The sequence below is a fragment of the Nocardia sp. bgisy118 genome, from assembly GCF_057708605.1.
The window spans coordinates 37,761-56,379 of the sequence record NZ_JBYISM010000014.1 but is presented as its reverse complement, the minus strand read 5'-3'; the positions used below and the strand labels follow the sequence as shown (position 1 = coordinate 56,379).

General features: G+C 70.8%; 16 protein-coding genes. 12 read left to right on the top strand and 4 right to left on the bottom strand.

All coding sequences use genetic code 11. The features are described from left to right. Positions 1-8: 8 nt before the first annotated feature. On the bottom strand, positions 9-758 hold the full coding sequence (locus AC3EO7_RS18730; protein ID WP_431963612.1) for an LppM family (lipo)protein: 750 nt from the start codon (positions 756-758) through the stop codon (positions 9-11). Between the two features lie 248 nt (positions 759-1,006). Here AC3EO7_RS18730 and AC3EO7_RS18725 point away from each other — a divergent pair, with 248 nt between their 5' ends. Then, positions 1,007-1,600 carry a TetR/AcrR family transcriptional regulator gene (locus tag AC3EO7_RS18725; protein WP_435591910.1) on the top strand — a complete coding sequence of 198 codons (594 nt, stop codon included), beginning with the start codon at positions 1,007-1,009 and terminating at the stop codon, positions 1,598-1,600. A gap of 65 nt (positions 1,601-1,665) precedes the next feature. Here AC3EO7_RS18725 and AC3EO7_RS18720 read toward each other — a convergent pair whose 3' ends face one another. The 3 genes from AC3EO7_RS18720 to AC3EO7_RS18710 form a co-directional block, all read right to left on the bottom strand. Continuing rightward, the gene (locus AC3EO7_RS18720) at positions 1,666-2,463 is read right to left on the bottom strand and encodes a carotenoid biosynthesis protein (RefSeq protein WP_435591909.1); all 798 of its coding nucleotides are present in this window, start codon (positions 2,461-2,463) and stop codon (positions 1,666-1,668) included. A gap of 68 nt (positions 2,464-2,531) precedes the next feature. Further along, complete coding sequence (locus AC3EO7_RS18715; RefSeq protein WP_435591908.1) at positions 2,532-4,100, bottom strand: phytoene desaturase family protein; 1,569 nt, start codon at positions 4,098-4,100, stop codon at positions 2,532-2,534. 58 nt (positions 4,101-4,158) lie between these two features. After that, positions 4,159-4,776: a GNAT family N-acetyltransferase gene (locus AC3EO7_RS18710; RefSeq protein WP_431963519.1), complete on the bottom strand. Its 618-nt coding sequence runs from the start codon at positions 4,774-4,776 to the stop codon at positions 4,159-4,161. Between the two features lie 139 nt (positions 4,777-4,915). Here AC3EO7_RS18710 and AC3EO7_RS18705 point away from each other — a divergent pair, with 139 nt between their 5' ends. The 11 genes from AC3EO7_RS18705 to ftsW all read left to right on the top strand — a co-directional run bounded on the left by AC3EO7_RS18705 (position 4,916) and on the right by ftsW (position 18,616). Further along, positions 4,916-5,353, top strand: a complete 438-nt coding sequence (locus AC3EO7_RS18705) for an SAV_6107 family HEPN domain-containing protein (protein ID WP_431963521.1) — start codon at positions 4,916-4,918, stop codon at positions 5,351-5,353. Positions 5,354-5,479: 126 nt separating this feature from the next. Continuing rightward, positions 5,480-5,905: a DUF3040 domain-containing protein gene (locus tag AC3EO7_RS18700; protein ID WP_431963523.1), complete on the top strand. Its 426-nt coding sequence runs from the start codon at positions 5,480-5,482 to the stop codon at positions 5,903-5,905. Positions 5,906-6,312: 407 nt separating this feature from the next. Continuing rightward, positions 6,313-6,744 carry a division/cell wall cluster transcriptional repressor MraZ gene (gene mraZ, locus AC3EO7_RS18695; RefSeq protein ID WP_067785767.1) on the top strand — a complete coding sequence of 144 codons (432 nt, stop codon included), beginning with the start codon at positions 6,313-6,315 and terminating at the stop codon, positions 6,742-6,744. Positions 6,745-6,978: 234 nt separating this feature from the next. Then, positions 6,979-7,953, top strand: a complete 975-nt coding sequence (gene rsmH, locus AC3EO7_RS18690; RefSeq protein WP_431963526.1) for a 16S rRNA (cytosine(1402)-N(4))-methyltransferase RsmH — start codon at positions 6,979-6,981, stop codon at positions 7,951-7,953. Positions 7,954-8,104: 151 nt separating this feature from the next. After that, complete coding sequence (gene ftsL / locus AC3EO7_RS18685; protein ID WP_435591907.1) at positions 8,105-9,037, top strand: cell division protein FtsL; 933 nt, start codon at positions 8,105-8,107, stop codon at positions 9,035-9,037. Continuing rightward, on the top strand, positions 9,034-10,920 hold the full coding sequence (locus AC3EO7_RS18680; protein ID WP_435591906.1) for a peptidoglycan D,D-transpeptidase FtsI family protein: 1,887 nt from the start codon (positions 9,034-9,036) through the stop codon (positions 10,918-10,920). The genes ftsL and AC3EO7_RS18680 overlap by 4 nt, the downstream gene beginning before the upstream one ends. Positions 10,921-11,062: 142 nt before the next feature. Next, positions 11,063-12,637 (top strand): UDP-N-acetylmuramoyl-L-alanyl-D-glutamate--2,6-diaminopimelate ligase, encoded by a 1,575-nt coding sequence (locus AC3EO7_RS18675; RefSeq protein WP_431972176.1) that lies wholly within the window; start codon positions 11,063-11,065, stop codon positions 12,635-12,637. Positions 12,638-12,713: 76 nt separating this feature from the next. Beyond that, entirely contained in the window at positions 12,714-14,306 is a 1,593-nt protein-coding gene (locus AC3EO7_RS18670) for a UDP-N-acetylmuramoyl-tripeptide--D-alanyl-D-alanine ligase (RefSeq protein ID WP_435591905.1), read from the top strand. A 236-nt stretch (positions 14,307-14,542) separates the two neighbouring features. Next, entirely contained in the window at positions 14,543-15,619 is a 1,077-nt protein-coding gene (gene mraY, locus AC3EO7_RS18665; protein WP_357453617.1) for a phospho-N-acetylmuramoyl-pentapeptide-transferase, read from the top strand. A 49-nt stretch (positions 15,620-15,668) separates the two neighbouring features. Continuing rightward, a complete protein-coding gene (gene murD / locus AC3EO7_RS18660; protein ID WP_431972178.1) occupies positions 15,669-17,111 on the top strand; it encodes a UDP-N-acetylmuramoyl-L-alanine--D-glutamate ligase in 1,443 nt (480 codons plus the stop codon). Beyond that, positions 17,108-18,616 carry a putative lipid II flippase FtsW gene (gene ftsW, locus AC3EO7_RS18655; protein WP_431972179.1) on the top strand — a complete coding sequence of 503 codons (1,509 nt, stop codon included), beginning with the start codon at positions 17,108-17,110 and terminating at the stop codon, positions 18,614-18,616. Before murD ends, ftsW begins: the two co-directional genes overlap by 4 nt. Positions 18,617-18,619 lie beyond the last annotated feature (3 nt).

Below are 18,619 nucleotides of genomic sequence, written 5' to 3'. Positions count from 1 at the left end.
CCGTCCGCTCAGCGCAACTGCTTGACCGACTGCCACCAACGCCGCCAGGAGAACTGGTGCTCGGGCACCTCGGGCGCGGCCGGGTTGCGGTCCATGTACGCCATGGCGGCGACGATCGCCGCGACCGCGAGGGTGATGCCGCCGACGATGCCCGCCCAGCCCGCGAAGGAGCGGGTGTTCGGGTCGGCATAGCTCACCTCGGCGCGCACCGTGGACACATCGCCCGGCGGCAGCTTCCACGAGACGGTGGAATCGCCTTCGCGGTTGCCGTTGGTCTTGGCCACCCTGGCCGGGAAGGCGACGGTGAACTGCACGTCGGAGCCGTGCGGCGGAACGGATTTCAGGTCGACGCGCCCGTTCAGGCTGACCAGGTCGCCGCTGCGCTGGAATTGCAGCTGGAACATGCCCTGCGTCTGCTCGGACAGCATGCCGAGCTGCTGCACCTCGCCGAAGGAGAGGTCCTCGAAGAAGACCTTGCTGCCCACGTACCCGTCCTGGCTGTAAGGCTCGACGCGGATCTTCGCCGCCAGCGTCTCGGGCGCTTTGAGCTGCGGTCCCTTGTCGTCGGGCCCCGCGGGCACCACGGCGGCCACGATCCGCCCGGACACCCGATCGTTGGACGACACGCCCATCGATGCCTGCACCCGCAGGCACCCGGCCAGCGCCGGAGCCAACAGCGCCGCGAGCAGCACGGCCGCGGCTACCCGCACCCGGGTGCGTGGCGCGCGCCGGGTCGGTCGATCCGGGACATCGGGCATCGGGATGGCGGGACTCGGTTGCACGGCTCACATCGTGCCAGGCCGAACGCCCGAATCGCCACGCGGCAGCCGCGACACGACGGCACGCCGCACCTTCCGGCGCGGCGCCGCAGCGCGCCCCGCCCGGTCATACGTGCTCGCTCCGTATCCGGCCGCTCGCCGCCGAGCCGAGCTCGAACAATTGACTGTTTGGTAAATTTTGCTCTGCGAGTGGGCGTCGACAGCGCTCGGGGAAGGTGGGAACGGTCGTGGCGGGATCCGCTGGAACCAAGGGAGTGCCACGCGCCGAGCGTGAGGCGCAGATCCTCGACGTCGCGGCCGCCGAGATCAGCCGGGTCGGCTACGCGGGTCTGTCGCCCGCGGTGGTGGCCGCCAAGGCGGGAGTCTCCAAGCCGCTGGTGTACGCCTACTTCGACACGAAGGACGGCCTGTACGTGGCGTGCGTGCGACGGGCGGCGACGACGCTCGGCGACGCGATCGATGCCGCGATCGACGGCCCCGCCACGCTGGAGCTGGCCGAACGCACGCTGGCGGGCATCTTCGGTGCGCTCGAGCCGCGCCCGCACGATTGGCACGTCGTCTTCGACCGATCGCACCCGGACGAGGGGCCCGCCGCCGACGCGGCCCGCGCCGCCCGGCGCCGCATCGCCGAGCAGGCCAATCGCGGGGTCGCCGCCTTCCTGGCCGGTCGCGGGATCACCGATCCCGACGATCTGTCCGCGTTCGCGGCCGTGTGGATGGGAACCGTGACGGCGCTGGTCGGCTGGTGGTTGCGGAACCCTGGCGAGACCGCGGAGGCGATGACCGCGCGCACCCGCCGCCTGCTCGCCGCGCTCGCCTGACCTGCTCCGGCCGTCGCCGCGCCCACGAATCCCGAACGGCGCCGGCTCATTGCTCGTGCAGGTTGTTACTCGTGCGGGCCTAATTGCTCGTGCCGGGACCGATGCCGGGCCAGGTGGATCAGCAGCGGCACCCCCAGGGGACTCATCCCGAGGGCGCCGTACCAGGCCGAGGACGGCAGATCGAGGAAGACCGCGTGGGCGACGAGGGAACCGAGCCAGGTCCAGAGGAACACCGCGACGGGAACGGCCAGGGAGGCGGCGGAACGCGCCCGGGTCGGCGCAGGAGCGGCGCGATCCCAGACCGCGAGCAGCAGCGCCATCAGCAGGCCGACGCAGCACCAGCCGAGGTAGTTGGTGAGCGGGATGTCGGCCAGGCCTGGCAGCCCGGAATCGGTGTCGCACCAGGTCCATTGGCCGTCGGCGACCATCTGCGGATCGAGGTACAGGTCCCAGCCCACGGCGCCGATCGTGGTCAGTGCGACCCGCACCGAGGTCCGCCTGGTCACGATGCCCGCCACGATCCACACCGGATACATCCCGCCGGTCCAGGCCAACGGCACCAGCAGGGGCACGCCCGCGAGGGCGGGCCCGATCCGGTCCTCGGCGTACTCGTAGCAGCCGAACGGGATACCGGTCGCCACGCCGAGCATCTCCGCGAGCAGGCCGACGCCGGAGACGATCACCAGAAAGCCCATCGCGTAACGGGTGCCGCGGGTGGCGGCGGCGTGCGCGAGCGCCGTGCCCGCGGAGAGCAGCACGATCACCAGGGTGATCCGGTCCCGCGCCGCGCCGTCGGTGAGCGGATAACCGATCTGGGCGAGCACGAGCAAGACCGCGAGCAGCACCGGCGCGGGGTGGCGCACCGACCGCACCCGCGACCACGCCCGCCGCGCGCGCGTTCGGTGTTCCCGCGTCCGCATCCCGGAGGCCGTCATCGTCTGCGCGGGAAGGGGAATCGCCTGCGCCTGGCGTCGCGGAGGGCGAGCCGTGCCGCGGTGCGCCCGCTCGCGCCGGCGACGCCGCCGCCGGGATGGGTGGACGCGCCCGTCAGATACAGGCCGGGCGCACCGGGCACCCGCTGACCCGAGAGCTCGGGCAGCGGCCGCCACAGCATCATCTGGTCCAGCGACATCTCGACGTGCATGACATTGCCGCCGCGCAGCCCCATCTCCCGCTCCAGGTCGACCGGCGTCTGCACGAACCGCTGACGCACACTGGACGCGAAACCCGGTGCGTAGGACTCGACTTCGGCGATGATCCGGTCGCCCTCGCGCTCGGCGTGCTCCGCCCAGTCGCTGCCGTCGGCCAGCCGATAGGGATGCCACTGCGCCCACAGCGACAGCTGGTGCTCGCCGGGCGGGGCGATGCTCGGATCGAGCGCGCTGAAACTCATCGCCAGTACCACCGGCCGCGGCGGCAGGTCGCCTGCCAGCGCGGCGCCGTGCGCGCGCCGCAGCTGGGCGCGGTCGGAGACCAGGAATTGCAGGCCGCGCGCGGATTCCTTCGCCGAGGCCCCGTGGTAGCCGGGCAACGCGCTCGTCGCGACCCGCACCACCATGCCGATGCCGGGCCCGACCCGGATGCGCCGCTGCCAGTCGTCCAGTGCGGCGCCGTCGAAGCCGCCCGCGCGCAGCAGGTCGAGCGTGGTGAGCACGTGCGCGCCCGCGATCACCGCGTCGGCGCGCAGACCGCGCCCGGACGCGGTGCGCACCAGCCAGCCCTCGCCGGCGCGCGCGATCGAGGTGACCGCGTCACCGGCGGTCACCGTCCCGCCGTCGGCGCGCAGCCGCGCGACCAGCGCCGCGCTCAACGCGCCGCTGCCGCCGACCGCCCGCCCCGGCGGCAGCGTGTGCATCAGCGCCGCGAAGCCGACCATCGGGGCCGTTCCCGGTTCCGACATCGGCGGACCGGACTGCGCGCCGAACCAGGCCAGCGACGCTTTGAGCCGTTCGTCGCGAAACCAGGCGTCGAGCAATGCGTCCCCGGACTGGAGGAACTCCCTGGACAGCGCGCTGCCGCCGTCCGCGGCATCCAATCCCCAGAACGAGCGCAGCAGATGCCCGGGCCCCGGCGCGCCGCCGAACGCGCGCATCACCCGTGCGCTGCGCGGACCCCACACCGCCACGAACCGCCGGTACGCCTCGGCGTCGGCCGTACCGCACGCCTCGGCGATGGACGCGCAGGTCGCGTCGAGATCGCGATGGAACACGAGCGGCGCGCGACCTTCGGCATCGGCGGGGGTGAAGCCCCAGGGATCGCAATCGATATAACGGAGTCCGAAACGCTCCAGCTCGAGCTCTTCGACGATCCCCGTGTGCCGGATCATGATGTGCGCCGAGGAGCCTCGGTCCACCAGGTGTCCGGGGAACCGCTCGACCGTCGACACCGCGCCGCCGAGCACCTCGTCCCGTTCCAGCACCTCGACCCGGTGTCCGTCGCGCGCCAGGTAGCAGGCCGCCACCAGCGCATTGTGCCCGGAACCGACGACTACGACGTGCACGGTCGCGCTCCGCCGCCGTCCGCATGCGTCGCGCTCGCCGCGCCGAGGTCGTGTCCGCTCACAGCGGCAGCCGCCTGCCGAGGATCGCGAACGGCCGGTTGTCGCCCGCGAACACGAAATGCCGGATGACGTCGGCGAATCCCTCGCGGCGATAGAGCCGCCACGCGCGGTTCCCCTCACCCGCCACCTCGGGTGTGGAGAGCAGCACCGCGCTCTCCGTCCGGTTCTGGAGCAGCCTGCGCAGCAGGATCGCGCCGATGCCCCGACCTTGCGCGCTCGGGTGCACGTGCAGCTCGGTCAGCTCGAAGTAGTCCGAAAGCAGTTCGCGCGTAGAGTGTTCCGGCCAGCCGGAGCGGCGCATCCCGCTGTGCACCTGTTGGTGCCACCACTGGTGCGGCGCGCCGTGATAGCCGTAGGCGATGGCGACGATGGGCGAGGTGCGCAGGTCGACGCGGCCGTCCTCGTCGGGCAGCAGCGCCGCGACCGCCTGCCAGCCCGCACGGGTGGTGTGCTCGGTCCACATCGGAGCGCGGTGATTCTCGGTGCCGCGCGGATAGTCCATCGCGGCGACATAGACCGCTAGCGCGTCGTGCAGCCGGTAGCGCAGGTCCGCGACCGAGAGGTCGACGACGACGGGTGCGGGTGCGGGGGAGTGGTGTGGCTTGACGGCTGTCATGGCTCTCGTCGGACCGCGCGGACGCGGAAAGTTGTCGGTGGGCGTCTTTATATTCAAGCTCAATTCAAACGTTCGAATACCTGTTCGGTCCGCGCGGTGCACGGGACCGGTGGGTGTACGAGTGCGGAGGGACGTGCCGATGAGTCGGATCGAGCAGCCGGGGCAGCCCGGCAAGGCGGGGAAACTGCTGAAGAAGGCCGACGGACTGCTGCTGCAGGCGGCGGGGGAGACCGACCCGAGGGAGCGCTTTCGCACCGCGTATCTGGCGGCGCTGCGCGGCGCGGGCGCGGTGCTCGCGTTCACCGGCGCCGACGCGGCGCCGCGCGCCCGCTCGCGCAACGCCTGGGTGCTGCTGCAGCGCGCCGCGCCCGAGTTCGTCATGTGGGCCGACTACTTCAGCGCCCGCTCCGAATTGCGCGCCGCGCTGGAGGCCGGATTGGACCGCGAAGTCGACGAGCAGCAGGCCGACGAGTTCTCTTCGCGGGTGGGAGCATTCCTGCACGACGTGGAAGATCTGGTCAATTCGGCCGCGCGGTTGCGGCCCGCGCCGGGATGGAGCGGAGGCATGACCGCTTAGTTATCACCGAGAAGGTGGTACGGCCCTGATCGAACTCGTATCATTGGTGACAGATAGCCGCCAAGGTCGGCTATCTGTCGCCTACCCGGAGGCGACAAGCCACGTCCTAGTGCCGGGGGAGGTACCGTGCCACTCTCCGAGCACGAGCAGCGCATGCTCGAACAGATCGAGAGCGCGCTCTATGCTGAGGATCCGAAGTTCGCCTCGTCCGTCCGCGGCGGACGCCTTCGCTCGACCTCGAGTCGTCGCAGACTCCAGGCCGCGGCCTTGTTCGTCCTCGGTCTGTTTCTACTGGTCGCCGGTATCGCCGCTCCGGTGAAGCCTGGTGGCTTTCCGATCATCAGCCTGATCGGATTCATCGTCATGTTCGGCGCCGGCGTGCTTCTGCTGATCGGCACCTCCAAGAGCGCCGCCCGTGGCGCGCGTTCCGGCGAGGCGTCCACCAGCGGGCCGGGCGGTGGCGGATCGAGCGGACCTGGGCGTCAGCGCAAGTCCGGTGGTTTCTCCGAACGCATGGAGGATCGCTTCCGGAGACGGTTCGAGCAGGAGTAGCTCGGCTGTAACCCGAAATCTTCATCACGGCAGGCGACGCCGCACCACTTACTGGTCCGGCGTCGCCTGCTCGCGTTTCCGGGGCTTTCACCCCGATGGGTCGGTCCCCACGTCTCCCCACGGCGTTCCCCACCTTCCCCCAGAACCACCCCCTTCCACCTCGAGGGCCTTGGCTACCAGGGCGGTTTGCTGGATGTTTTCGGGCCTCGACGCGCCGATGCCCGCGTGTCGGCAGAACACGCAAAAAGTTCCCCACCCGGTGATAGCTGGGATGACCTGCGAAATCGTCTCGGCGGGGAGCGAGATCACCTCCACTTTCGATTGAAAGTGGGGGAAAGTGGGGTAATGTGGAGCGCGCACTACAGGAGAGGCCATCCAGAGAGGTGATCCGGTAGGGAGGTATCGAGTTGTTTCTCGGTACCTACACACCTCGGCTGGATGACAAAGGGCGACTCACGTTGCCTGCGAAGTTTCGAGACGATCTGGCGGGAGGGTTGATGGTCACGAAGGGTCAGGACCACAGCCTTGCCGTGTACCCCAAGGAAGAGTTCACCGCGCTCGCTCGGCGAGCCGCGGCCGCGTCTCGCAGCAATCCGCAGGCCCGCGCATTCGTCAGGGCACTCGCGGCCGGAACCGATGAACAGCGTCCGGACGCACAGGGCCGCATCACGTTGTCGGCCGATCATCGGCGCTACGCGAACCTGGACCGGGATTGCGTGGTGATCGGCTCGGTCGACTTCCTCGAGATATGGGACAAGCAGGCGTGGGAGTCCTACCTCGCCGAGCACGAGGAGGATTACGCGCAAGCGAGAGACGAGTCGCTGGGCGGAATCTTCTAGCCCGAGCGGACGAGTGCCACGCGGCCTCTGCCCGGACGCGGACCCTGGCGTACTTCCCCGACGCCAGGTGCCGTAGTTCGGTCAGAGACCACGGGGCATTCGTCTTCGACAGCAGCTTCTTTTACCAAAAGCACTGTGGAACAAGGCGACCCGTGTGCGATGGTCGAACGTTCGGCCACCGAGGCGATCGCCCGTCCGGTGCAAGCGACGACGCGAGAATCCGGGAGGTCGAGGGTGAACCGTGAACAGCACGGCCCCCGGCATGTTCCGGTTCTGCTCGGCCGCGCCGACGAACTGCTCGGCCCGGCGCTCACCGAGCCGGGCGCCGTCTACGTCGACGCCACTCTCGGTCTCGGCGGCCACGCCGAGCATTTCCTGCGCACCTATCCGGAGCTGCGACTGGTCGGGCTCGACAGGGACACGAACGCGCTCCGCTTGGCCGGAGAGCGGCTGCGTCCCTTCGCCGACCGAATCACGTTGGTGCACACCACCTATGACGGCATCGCCGACGCGCTGACACAGGCGGGGCTGGATCCGGTGGGTTCGGTGAGCGGCATCCTGATGGATCTCGGCGTTTCGTCGATGCAGCTGGACGAGGCCGAGCGCGGCTTCGCCTACTCCGTCGACGCCCCGCTGGACATGCGGATGGATCCGACGACCGGGATCACCGCCGCCGACGTGCTCAACACCTACAGCCACGGCGAGCTCGCCAGGGTGCTGAAGACCTACGGGGAGGAGCGCTTCGCGGGCAAGATCGCCTCGGAGGTGGTGCGCCGTCGTCAGCAGCGGCCGTTCACCACGAGCGCCGAGCTCGTCGAACTGCTCTACGCCACCATCCCGGCCGCCACCAGGCGGACCGGCGGGCATCCCGCCAAGCGCACCTTCCAGGCGCTGCGGGTGGAGGTCAACGGCGAGCTCGACTCGCTGCGCGCCGCGCTGCCCGCCGCGTTCGACGCGCTGCGGCTGGGCGGCCGGATCGTGATCATGTCCTACCAGTCGCTGGAGGACCGGGTCGTCAAGCAGGAGCTGGCGCCGCGGATCGCCTCTCGCACCCCGGTGGACCTACCGGTCGAACTGCCGGGCATGGGACCGGAATTCCGGATGCTCACCCGCGGCGCCGAGAAGGCGACCGAGCGGGAAGTGGAAGAGAACCCGCGGGCCGCGCCGGTGCGCATGCGGGCGGCCGAACGGATTCAGGAGAAGGGATGAGTGTGACGACATCGAGCAGCAGCTCGGCTGCCGTCGTGCTCATCGGACGTCGGTCCACGACCGGAGCCGCCGCGCGCGGCCCGATCGTCGCGGATCGCACGACGTCGACGGGGTGGGGGTGTTCTTGCGGAACAGAGGAGGCGACGACACCATGAGTATCCGAACGCGTACGGTCGAGTCGCCAGGTCGGGTCGCTCGTCGGGTGCAAGCTGCCGACCGGGTGAAATCCGGTGCGGCGCAGCGCGCTTACGCGAAGCGCAAGACGCGCGCCGAACAGCGGACCGACACCGCGCTGTTGCCGACTCGCAGGTCGGTGATGGCCGCGCGGATCCCGTTCGTCGCGGCGATCATCGCGATGCTCGGCTGCGGTCTCGCGCTCACCCTGCTGCTCACCACCCGGGCGGCCGAGGACAGTTACCAGCTCAGCGACGCCAGGGAGCTCAACAGGAAGCTCTCCGAGGAGCGCGCCGGGCTGCAGCGCGAGGTCGAGGCCGCCGATTCGGCGCCCGAACTCGCGGCGCGCGCCCGCGAACTGGGCATGATCCCGGCGAAGGACCCGGCCCGGCTGGTGATCGAGCCGGACGGCACGGTGACGGTGATCGGCACGGAGGCTCCCGCGCGGGGCGCGCCTGCGCCGCCGTTGAACGTGCCGCCCAAGCCCTCGACCACGCGGCCAGGGCACGCGCAGGCGCAGGGCGAGCACGTCGTGCCGGTCTCGATCACGCCGCCTGCGGGCAGGTCTGCCGCCGAGCAGGCCAATGGCGCTCCGGCAAATGGCGCTCAGTCCAATGGAACGCAGGCCAACAGCACGCAGGCGAGCCCGATGCCCGCCGCGCCGCCTTCCCCGGTCCCGTCGCCCGCCGAGACGCCGCGACCCGCCGCCCAGAATCCGGTGGAGGCAACTGATTCCGCGGCACAAGCGCAAGGACCAGCTGGGCAGGCACCGGGACCCGAAGCAGCACAGAACCCCGCCGCACCGCAGCCGGTGGCGCAAATTCCCGCCGACCAGCAGACCGCGCCACCCGGGGAGCAGGTGGCGCCGCCGCCACCCGAGCCGCGCGATCAGCAGGGAGGCATCCGATGACCCAGACCAGGCCCGCGCAGCGCAAGCGGCGCGGGCCGGTGGCATCAGGGACCGCGAGATCGCGCACGGCCGCCGAGCGCCCGGTGCGGTTGCGGCTGGGGGTCGGCCGGATCGTCATGCTGGTCGCGCTGGCCGTCGTCGCGCTCCAATTGCTGTGGATCCAGAGCATTTCGGCGCCGGGCCTGTCCGCGCAGGCGGCCAGCCAGCGCATCGTCCGGCTGACCGACGAGGCCACCCGCGGCCCGATCACCGACCGCAACGGCAAATCGCTGGCCTTCACGGTGTCCGCCAAATCGCTGCACTTCCAACCCGTCCAGGTGCGCAAGACTCTCGAGGCCGCCCGCGCCGAGAGCACCAAGGCGCCCGATCCGGACGAGCGGCTGCGGGCGATCGCGAAGAAGATCCACGACAAGCTCGGCAACAAGGCGCCCACCGAGGCGGAACTGCTCGCCAAGCTGCGCAGCGAAGAGACCTTCGTCTATCTGGCGCGCAATGTGGACTCGCGGATCGCCGCCGAGATCACCGTGGAGTTCCCCGAGGTCGGCGCCGAGCGCCAGGACGTGCGCGAATACCCGGGCGGATCGCTGGCAGCCAATATGATCGGCGCGACCGGATGGGACGGGCACGGCCTGATCGGCCTGGAATCCTCGCTGGACTCGGTGCTCGCGGGTACCGACGGCTCGCACACCTACGACCGCGGTTCGGACGGCGCCGTCATTCCCGGCAGCTGGCGCGACAAGCAGCCCGCCGTGAACGGCAACGGCGTGGAACTCACCCTCGACTCCGACCTGCAGTATTACGTGCAGCAGCAGGTGCAGCAGGCCAGGCAGCAGTCCGGCGCGCAGGGCGCCTCGGCCGTGGTGCTGGACGCCAGGACAGGCCAAGTGCTCGCCATGGCCAACGACAGCACCTTCAATCCGACGCTGGGCCCGCAGAACTGGGGCTCGGCCAAGACCAGCAACCCGTCGGTGAGCGACCCGTTCGAACCCGGCTCGGTGAACAAGATCGTCACCGCGGCCGCGGCCATCGAATACGGGCTCACCACTCCCGACGAGGTGCACCAGGTGCCCGGCTCGATCCGGATGGCGGGCGTCACGGTCGGCGACGCGTGGAACCACGATGTCGCGCCCTACACGACCACCGGCATCTTCGCGAAGTCGTCCAACGTCGGCACCCTGATGCTCGCCCAGCGCGTCGGCGAGGACCGCTACGCGGACATGCTGCACCGCTTCGGTCTCGGCCAGCGCACCGGTGTCGGACTGCCGGGCGAGTCCGCGGGGCAGGTGCCGTCGCGCGACCAGTGGTCCGGCGGCACTTTCGCCAATCTGCCCATCGGACAGGGTCTTTCGATGTCCACCTTGCAGATGACGGGAATGTACCAGGCCATCGCCAACGATGGCCTGCGTGTCCCGCCGCGCATCGTGAAGGCCAAGATCGCACCGGACGGCACCCGCACCGAGGAGCCGCAGCCGGACGGCATCCGGGTGGTGAGCCCGCAGACCGCGCAGACGTTGCGCCACATGTTCCAGGCGGTGGTGCAGCGCGATCCGATGAACGCCGAACAGAACGGCACCGGCTGGCCCGCCGCGATCGAGGGCTACCGGATCGCAGGCAAGACGGGCACCGCGCAGAAGATCGATCCGGACTGCAAGTGCTACTCCAGCGACAGCTACTGGATCACCTTCGCGGGCATGGCGCCCGCCGACAACCCGCGGTACGTGATCGGCATGATGCTCGACAACCCGGTGCGCAGCTCCGACGGCACCGGCGGCCAGTCGGCCGCGCCGCTGTTCCACAACATCGCGTCGTGGGCGCTGCAGCGTGATCGAATACCGCCGACGACCGCACCGGCGCAGAAGTTCGTCCTGCAGGCTGGTGTGTGATTCCGGCTTGTCGAATCGTCGTATTTCCGCGCTCCGGCGCGGCAACACCGAGGCGCGTTGTTCGCCGATGAGTCCGCGTCGGTAACCTGACTCGTCACCATAGTCCGTGCTGTCCACACATGCCCTGTCCGAGAGGAGCGAGGTGCCCGCGCAGTCCAGCCAGCCCGTGTTGCGGCCGGTCGACCCGCCGTCGACACCGCTGACCACCGTGCTGGAGCTGACCGGCGCCCGCCCGTCGGCGACGGTGCCCGGCGATCTGGTGGTCACCGGGATCGAGCAACGTTCGAACGCGGTGCGTCCCGGCGATCTGTTCGCCGCGCTGCCCGGCTCGCAGTCGCACGGCGCGCGCTTCGCAGGCGATGCCGTCGCCCGCGGCGCGGTGGCCGTGTTCACCGACGCCGAGGGCGCGCGGCTGGCCGGGGAGCTCGGCGTGCCGGTACTGGTGCGCGAGCGGCCGCGCGAGGTGCTCGGCGAGCTCTCCGCGGCGCTGTACGGCAACCCGTCGGAGCGGCTGCGCATCGTCGGCATCACCGGCACCTCGGGCAAGACCACGACCTCGTATCTGGTGGAGGCCGGGCTGGCCGCGGGCGGCCTGTCGACGGCGCTGATCGGCACCATCGAGACCAGGATCGGCGGCCGCCGGGTGCCGAGCGCGCTGACCACCCCCGAGGCGCCGCAGCTGCACGCGATGTTCGCGCTCATGGTCGAGCAGGGCGTGGACGCGGTGGTGATGGAGGTGTCCAGCCACGCGCTGGCGCTCGGCCGGGTCGACGGCGTGCGCTTCGCGGTGGGCGCGTTCACCAACCTGTCTCAGGATCACCTCGACTTCCACGCCGATTTCGAGGACTACTTCGGCGCCAAGCGCAGGCTTTTCGACCCGGCGTCGGCCGTCTCCGCCCGTACCTCGGTGATCTGCGTCGACGACGACTGGGGCCGCCGCCTCGCCGCGAGCTTGGCCGCGCCGACCACCGTCGCGACCACCGGGCCCGCGGACTGGCACGTGGCGGGCGCGGTCGCCGCGCACGGCGGCGAGCAGCGGTTCACCGCCGCCGGGCCGGACGCGAATGTCGATGTGCGGCTGCGTCTTCCCGGCCGCTACAACGTCGCCAACGCGCTGCTCGCGGTGGCCGTGTGCGCCGCGGCGGGCGTCGATCCCGCCGTGGCCGCGCCCGCGCTGGGCTCCGTCGACGTGCCGGGCCGGATGCAGCGCGTCGAGCGCGGTCAGGACTTCCTCGCGGTGGTGGACTACGCCCACAAGCCGGCCGCGCTGGAATCGGTGATCGCCACGCTGCGCGTCCACCTGGCCGCCGACAATCCGGTCGCGCCCGGTCGGTTGGCCGTGGTGGTCGGTGCGGGCGGCGACCGCGACGCGGGCAAGCGACCGTTGATGGGCGAGGTCGCGGCCAGGGGAGCGGACCTGCTGATCATCACCGACGACAACCCGCGCTCCGAGGCGCCCGCCGAGATCCGGGCGGCGATCGCCGGGGGCGCGCTGGCCGTGCCCGCCGACGAGCGCGGCGAGGTCCGCGAGATAGGCGACCGCGCCGCGGCCATCGCCGCCGCGGTGGACTGGGCCAGGCCCGGCGACGCGGTGCTGATCGCGGGCAAGGGCCACGAAGCGGGCCAGGAGATCCAGGGCGTGAAACATCCATTCGACGACCGCGATGTCGTGGCGGACGCCTTGTCGCGCAAGGTGGCCGCGGAGGCGCGGGCATGAACTTTCAGGCGGCACAGCATGTTCAGCGAGCACAGCGAAGTCCGTACGGGACGGACGCGGAGGACTTGACGGTTTCATGATCGAGATGACACTGCGGGAGATCGCGGACGTCGTCGGCGGCACGCTGCACGACGTCCCCGACCCGGAGGTGCGAGTGACCGGTTCGGTGGAATTCGATTCGCGCCGAATCGGTTCCGGTGATCTGTTCCTCGCCCTGCCGGGCGAGCGGGCCGACGGACACGAATACGCGGCGGCCGCGGTGGCCGCGGGCGCGGCGGCGGTGCTCGCCGCGCGCCCGGTCGGTGTGCCCGCCATCGTGGTGACCCCGAGCCCGGGCACGGTGCCCGCGACTTCCGTTGCGCTGATCCATGATTCGGACGGCTCCGGCGCCGCGGTGCTGGCCGCGTTGGCCGCACTGGCCCGCGCCAGCGTCGAACGGCTCACCGCGGCGGGAGCGACGGCCCCGGAGGCGGTAGCGGAGCGTGACCACGGAGGGGCCCGCGAGCGCCGCCAATCGGACACCGCGGCCGGTGGCCTGACTGTCGTCGGGGTCACCGGGTCCTCCGGCAAGACCTCGACCAAGGATCTGCTGGCCGCGGTGCTCGAGCCGCTCGGCCCGGTCGTCGCGCCGCCCGGATCGTTCAACAACGAACTCGGTCATCCATGGACCGCGCTGCGCGCCGACGAGAAGACGCGCTTCCTGGTGCTGGAGCTCTCCGCGCGCGGGCCCGGCCACATCGCGGCGCTCGCCGCGGTGGCGCCGCCGAGCATCGGCGTCGTGCTCAATGTCGGCACGGCACATCTCGGCGAGTTCGGCAGCCGCGAGGCCATCGCGCAGACCAAGGGCGAACTCGTCGAGGCGCTGCCCGCGACCGGTCTCGCCGTGCTCAACGCCGACGACCCGCAGGTGGCGGCGATGGCCGCACGCACGCGCGCCAAGGTGGTGCTGGTCGGCCAGGCGGGCAATGCCGACATCAGGGCCACCGACGTGCGCCTCGACGCCGAGGCGCGCGCCCACTTCACGCTGCACACCCCGGCGGGCAGCACGCCGATCCAGCTGGCCGTGCACGGCGAGCACCACGTGGGCAACGCGCTCTCCGCCGCCGCGGTCGCACTGGCCTGCGGCGCCGATCTGGCCACGATCGCGCAGGCGCTCTCGGGCGCCCAGCGGGTCTCGGAGCGCCGGATGGACGTGCGCACCACCGCCGACGGCGTCACCGTCGTCAACGACTCCTACAACGCCAACCCCGACTCGGTGCGCGCCGCGCTCAAGGCGCTGGTGACGATGTCGCGCGCCGGCGAGACGCCGCGGCGCAGCTGGGCCGTGCTGGGCGAAATGGCCGAGCTCGGCGAGGAATCCGTGCTCGAGCACGACGGCATCGGCAGGCTCGCGGTGCGCCTCGACGTGGATCGCCTCATCGTCGTCGGCACCGGAAGGCCCTCCCGCGCGATGCACCAGGGAGCGGTGATGGAAGGCTCATGGGGCGAGGAGTCGGTCCTCGTGCCCGATATCGGCGCGGCCATCGCGCTGCTCGACGACGAGGTCGAGGCGGGCGATGTGGTGCTGGTCAAGGCGTCGAAGTCGGTCGGCCTCTGGGCGGTCGCCGAACACTTGACCGGCGCGGAACGTGCCGCGGGGCGCGACGGCAGCGCGGAGGCAGGGCAGTGAGCGAGCGGAGCGAGCGAGCCATGGGGACAACGGCCATCGGCCGTACGACGGTGCCGAGCGTCAGCGAGGTGCTGGCGTGAGCGAGCGGAGCGAGCGAGCCATGGGCACAGCGGCCATCGGCCGAACGGCGGCGGCGAGCGTCAGCGAGGTGCTGGCGTGAGCGAGCGGAGCGAGCGAGCCATGGGCACAGCGGCCATCGGCCGAACGGCGGCGGCGAGCGTCAGCGAGGTGCTGGCGTGAGGCAGATTCTGTTCGCGGCGGCGATCGCCCTCGCGGTGTCGATTCTGTTGACTCCGCTGCTGATCCAGTTCTTCGCCAAGCAGGGCTTCGGTCAGGAGATCCGGGTCGACGGCCCGGCCAGCCACCAAGCCAAGCGCGGCACGCCGACCATGGGCGGGGTCGCCATCCTGATCGGTATGTGGGCCGGTTACCTCGGCTCGCACCTGATCGGCATCGGCTACGACGCCGAGGGGCCGACCGCGTCGGGCATGCTCGTCCTCGGATTGGCCACGGCGCTGGGCGCGGTCGGCTTCACCGACGACTTCATCAAGCTGCGCAAGCAGCGCAATCTCGGCCTCACCGCCGCGGGCAAGTACATCGGGCAGCTCACCTCGGCGGTGATCTTCGGTGTGCTCGCGCTCCAGTTCCGCGGCGAGAACGGCCTGACGCCCGCCAGCCGCCACCTGTCCTATGTGCGCGACATCAACACGGTGTCGGCCGGGGTGATCATCTTTCTGGCGTTCGTCTGCTTCGTGGTCGTGGCGTGGTCCAACGTCGTGAACCTCACCGACGGCCTGGACGGACTGGCCGCGGGATCGATGAGCCTGGTGCTCGGCGGCTACGTGATCATCACGTTCTGGCAGTACTACCACGCGTGCGCGACCAAGCCCGAGACCGGTTGCTACAACGTGCGCGACCCGCTGGACCTGGCGCTGGTCTGCGCGGCAGGCGCCGCGGCGTGCATCGGCTTCCTGTGGTGGAACGCCGCGCCCGCCAAGATCTTCATGGGCGACACCGGATCGCTGGCGCTCGGCGGTCTGCTCGCAGGCATCTCCATCACCACCAGGACCGAGTTGCTCATGATCGTGATGGGCGCCCTGTTCGTGGCCGAGGGCGTGTCCGTGGTGTTGCAGGTGGCGGTCTTCCGCACCACCCGCAATCGATTGTTCAAGATGGCGCCGTTCCATCACCACTTCGAGCTCAGCAAATGGGCCGAGACGACTGTGATCATTCGGTTCTGGCTCTTGGCCGCCATGGCCTCGGCAGTCGGCCTCGGTCTGTTCTACAGCGAATACCTCTCCGCGGTCGGGTGAACTAGCGATGGTCGAACATTCTCCGCGGGCCCTTCGATCTCCGGGGCCCATGCTCGAATTCCTGCGTGGCCGTGACGTGCTCGTCGCGGGCTGGGGCGTCTCCGGTCGCTCGCTGGTGGAACCGCTGCGCGATATCGGCGCGCATCCGGTGGTCACCGACGCGGGTGCCAAGGCGCTCGCCGAGGCCGCCGAACTCGGCCTGGAAGTGGCCACCTGCGTGGATCTGGAATCCGCCGACCTGAGCCGCTTCGCGCTGGTCATCACCAGCCCGGGCTGGCGGCCGGACTCGCCGGTGCTGGTCTCCGCGGTCACCGAGGGCATCCCGGTGTGGGGCGACGTCGAATTCGCCTGGTGGGTCGACCAGGCCAGGATCTACGGCCCGGTGCGCAAGTGGCTGGTGGTGACCGGCACCAACGGCAAGACCACCACCACCCAGATGACCCACTCGATCCTGCGCGCCGCGGGCATCGCCAGCGTCGCCTGCGGCAATATCGGCACCCCGATCCTGGACGCGCTGCGCCGCAATCCCGGCCCGCAGGTGCTCGCCGTGGAACTGTCCTCGTTCCAGCTGCATTGGGCGCCCTCGGTCCGGCCGGAGGCGGGTGTGGTGCTGAATGTCGCCGAGGATCACCTGGATTGGCACGGCGGCCTCGACGCCTACGCGGCCGCCAAGGCTCGGGCGCTGGTCGGCCGGGTCGGCGTGGTCGGTCTGGACGATCCGGTGGCTGCCTCGCTCGCCCGTCGCTCCAAGGCCCGCCGCACCGTCGGCTTCCGCATCGGCGTGCCCGCCGACGGCGAGCTCGGCGTGGTGGACGGCAAACTGCTCGACCGCGCGTTCACCAAGGCGGCGATCCTGGCCGAGGTCGGCGACATCAGCCCGCAGGGGCCCGCCGGTATCGCCGACGCGCTCGCCGCGGCCGCGCTGACCAGGGCCATCGATGTGGCGCCGCAGTTCGTCAAGGAGGGACTGCAGGACCACAAGGTCGGCCCGCACCGGGCGGCCTTCGTGCGCGAGCTGGCAGGCGTCGAATTCGTCGACGACTCCAAGGCCACCAATCCGCACGCCGCGCGCTCCTCGATCCTGGCGCACTCGCAGGTCATCTGGATCGCGGGCGGCCAGCTCAAGGGCGCGGGTGTGGAGGACCTGGTCGAGGAGGTCGCCGACCGGCTCGTCGCGGCGGTGCTGATCGGGTCCGACGCGCCGGTGATCGCGGCCGCGTTGGCGCGACACGCGCCCGAGGTCCCCGTCGTCGAGGTGCGCGCGGGGGACGATGCTGTGATGGCTGACGACCCGTCCAGATCCGACAAGGCCGACGCGGTCATGGCGCAGGCCGTGCGCGTCGCCGCCGGATTCGCCCGCGCGGGAGACACCGTGCTGCTGGCTCCCGCGGCCGCATCCCTCGACATGTTCGCCGACTACACCCACCGCGGACGCAGTTTCGCCACCGCGGTGCACACGCTGGAAGACGGTGACATCGGGCGGCAGCTATGACGGAGACGACGCGGCGGCTGCGCGGTGCCAAGACCGAGCCGAAGGGCTCGCGTGGCGCGCAGGCGCCCGCGGCCCGGTTCGTGGCCTGGCTGGCGCGCCCGCTCGCGTCGTTCCATCTGATCGTCACCATCGCGACGCTGCTCACCGTGCTGGGGCTGGTGATGGTGCTCTCGGCCTCCAGCGTCGAGGCCTATGCCGAGCGCGGTTCGGCGTACTCGCTGTTCGTCCAGCAGGCCATGTTCGCCGCGCTCGGCTGCGTGCTGTTCTATCTCGCGCTGCGCATTCCGATACGCAGGCTGCGGCAGTGGTCGTTCCCGATGTTCGCGACGTCGGTGCTCGCGCTGGTGCTGGTGCTCATTCCCGGCATCGGCAGCGAGGTCCAGGGCTCGCGGCGCTGGTTCGACCTCGGTCCGGTGTCGGTGCAGCCCTCCGAGATCGTCAAGGTGACGTTCGTGGTGTGGGGCGCGCACCTGCTGGCCTCGCGCCGCTCGGAGAAGGCCACGCTGAAAGACCTTCTGGTGCCGCTGGTTCCGGCGGGCATGCTGGTGTGTCTGCTCGTGGTGCTAGAGCCCAACCTGTCCACCACCATCGCGCTCGGCATCGTGCTGGCCGCGCTGCTGTGGTTCGGCGGGCTGCCGGTGCGGCTGTTCGTCACCATCGCGGTGTCCGGCGTCGTCGCCGCGGGGGTGCTCGCGCTCTCCGCGGGCTACCGCTCGGATCGCATGCGCGCCTTCTTCAATCCCGGCGAGGACCCGCAGGGCATCGGCTACCAGGCGCGCCAGGCGCAGTACTCGCTGGCCGACGGCGGCATCTGGGGCCGCGGGCTCGGGCAGAGCCGAGCCAAGTGGAGCTATCTGCCGAACTCGCACAACGACTTCATCTTCGCCATCATCGGCGAGGAACTCGGGTTCCTCGGTTGCGCGCTGGTGCTCGGGCTTTTCGCGCTGTTCGTCTACACCGGCCTGCGCATCGCCAGCCGTTCGGTGGACCCGTTCCTGCGGCTGCTGACCGCGACGGCGACCACCTGGATCACCGCGCAGGCGCTGATCAACGTCGGGTACGTGGTCGGCCTGCTCCCGGTGACCGGTCTGCAGCTGCCGCTGGTCTCGGCGGGTGGCTCCTCGCTGGCCATCACGCTGTTGATGTTCGGCGTCATCGCCAACGCCGCCCGGCACGAGCCGGAGGCGGTGTCGGCGTTGCAGGCCGGGCAGGACGGGCGGTTCAGCCGCCTGCTGCGACTACCCAAACCCGAGGTCTACTCGCCCGCCAAGGCGGAGGCCGCCAGGGCGCGCAGCGCCGCCAAAGCCGCGGCGCAGCGGACCCGAACCGAACGACCCAGGCAATCCGACCGCTCGCGCCAGGCGCAGCCGCGGCGCGGGCAATCCGGCGCACCGGCTCGGCGCCGCTCGCCGGAGAGCAGGGGCACCAGTTCGCTGCGTGCCACCAGGGCCTGGGAGCCGAACTATCCGATGCCACACGCCAGAGAACGGGGAAGATCCAAGTGAGTG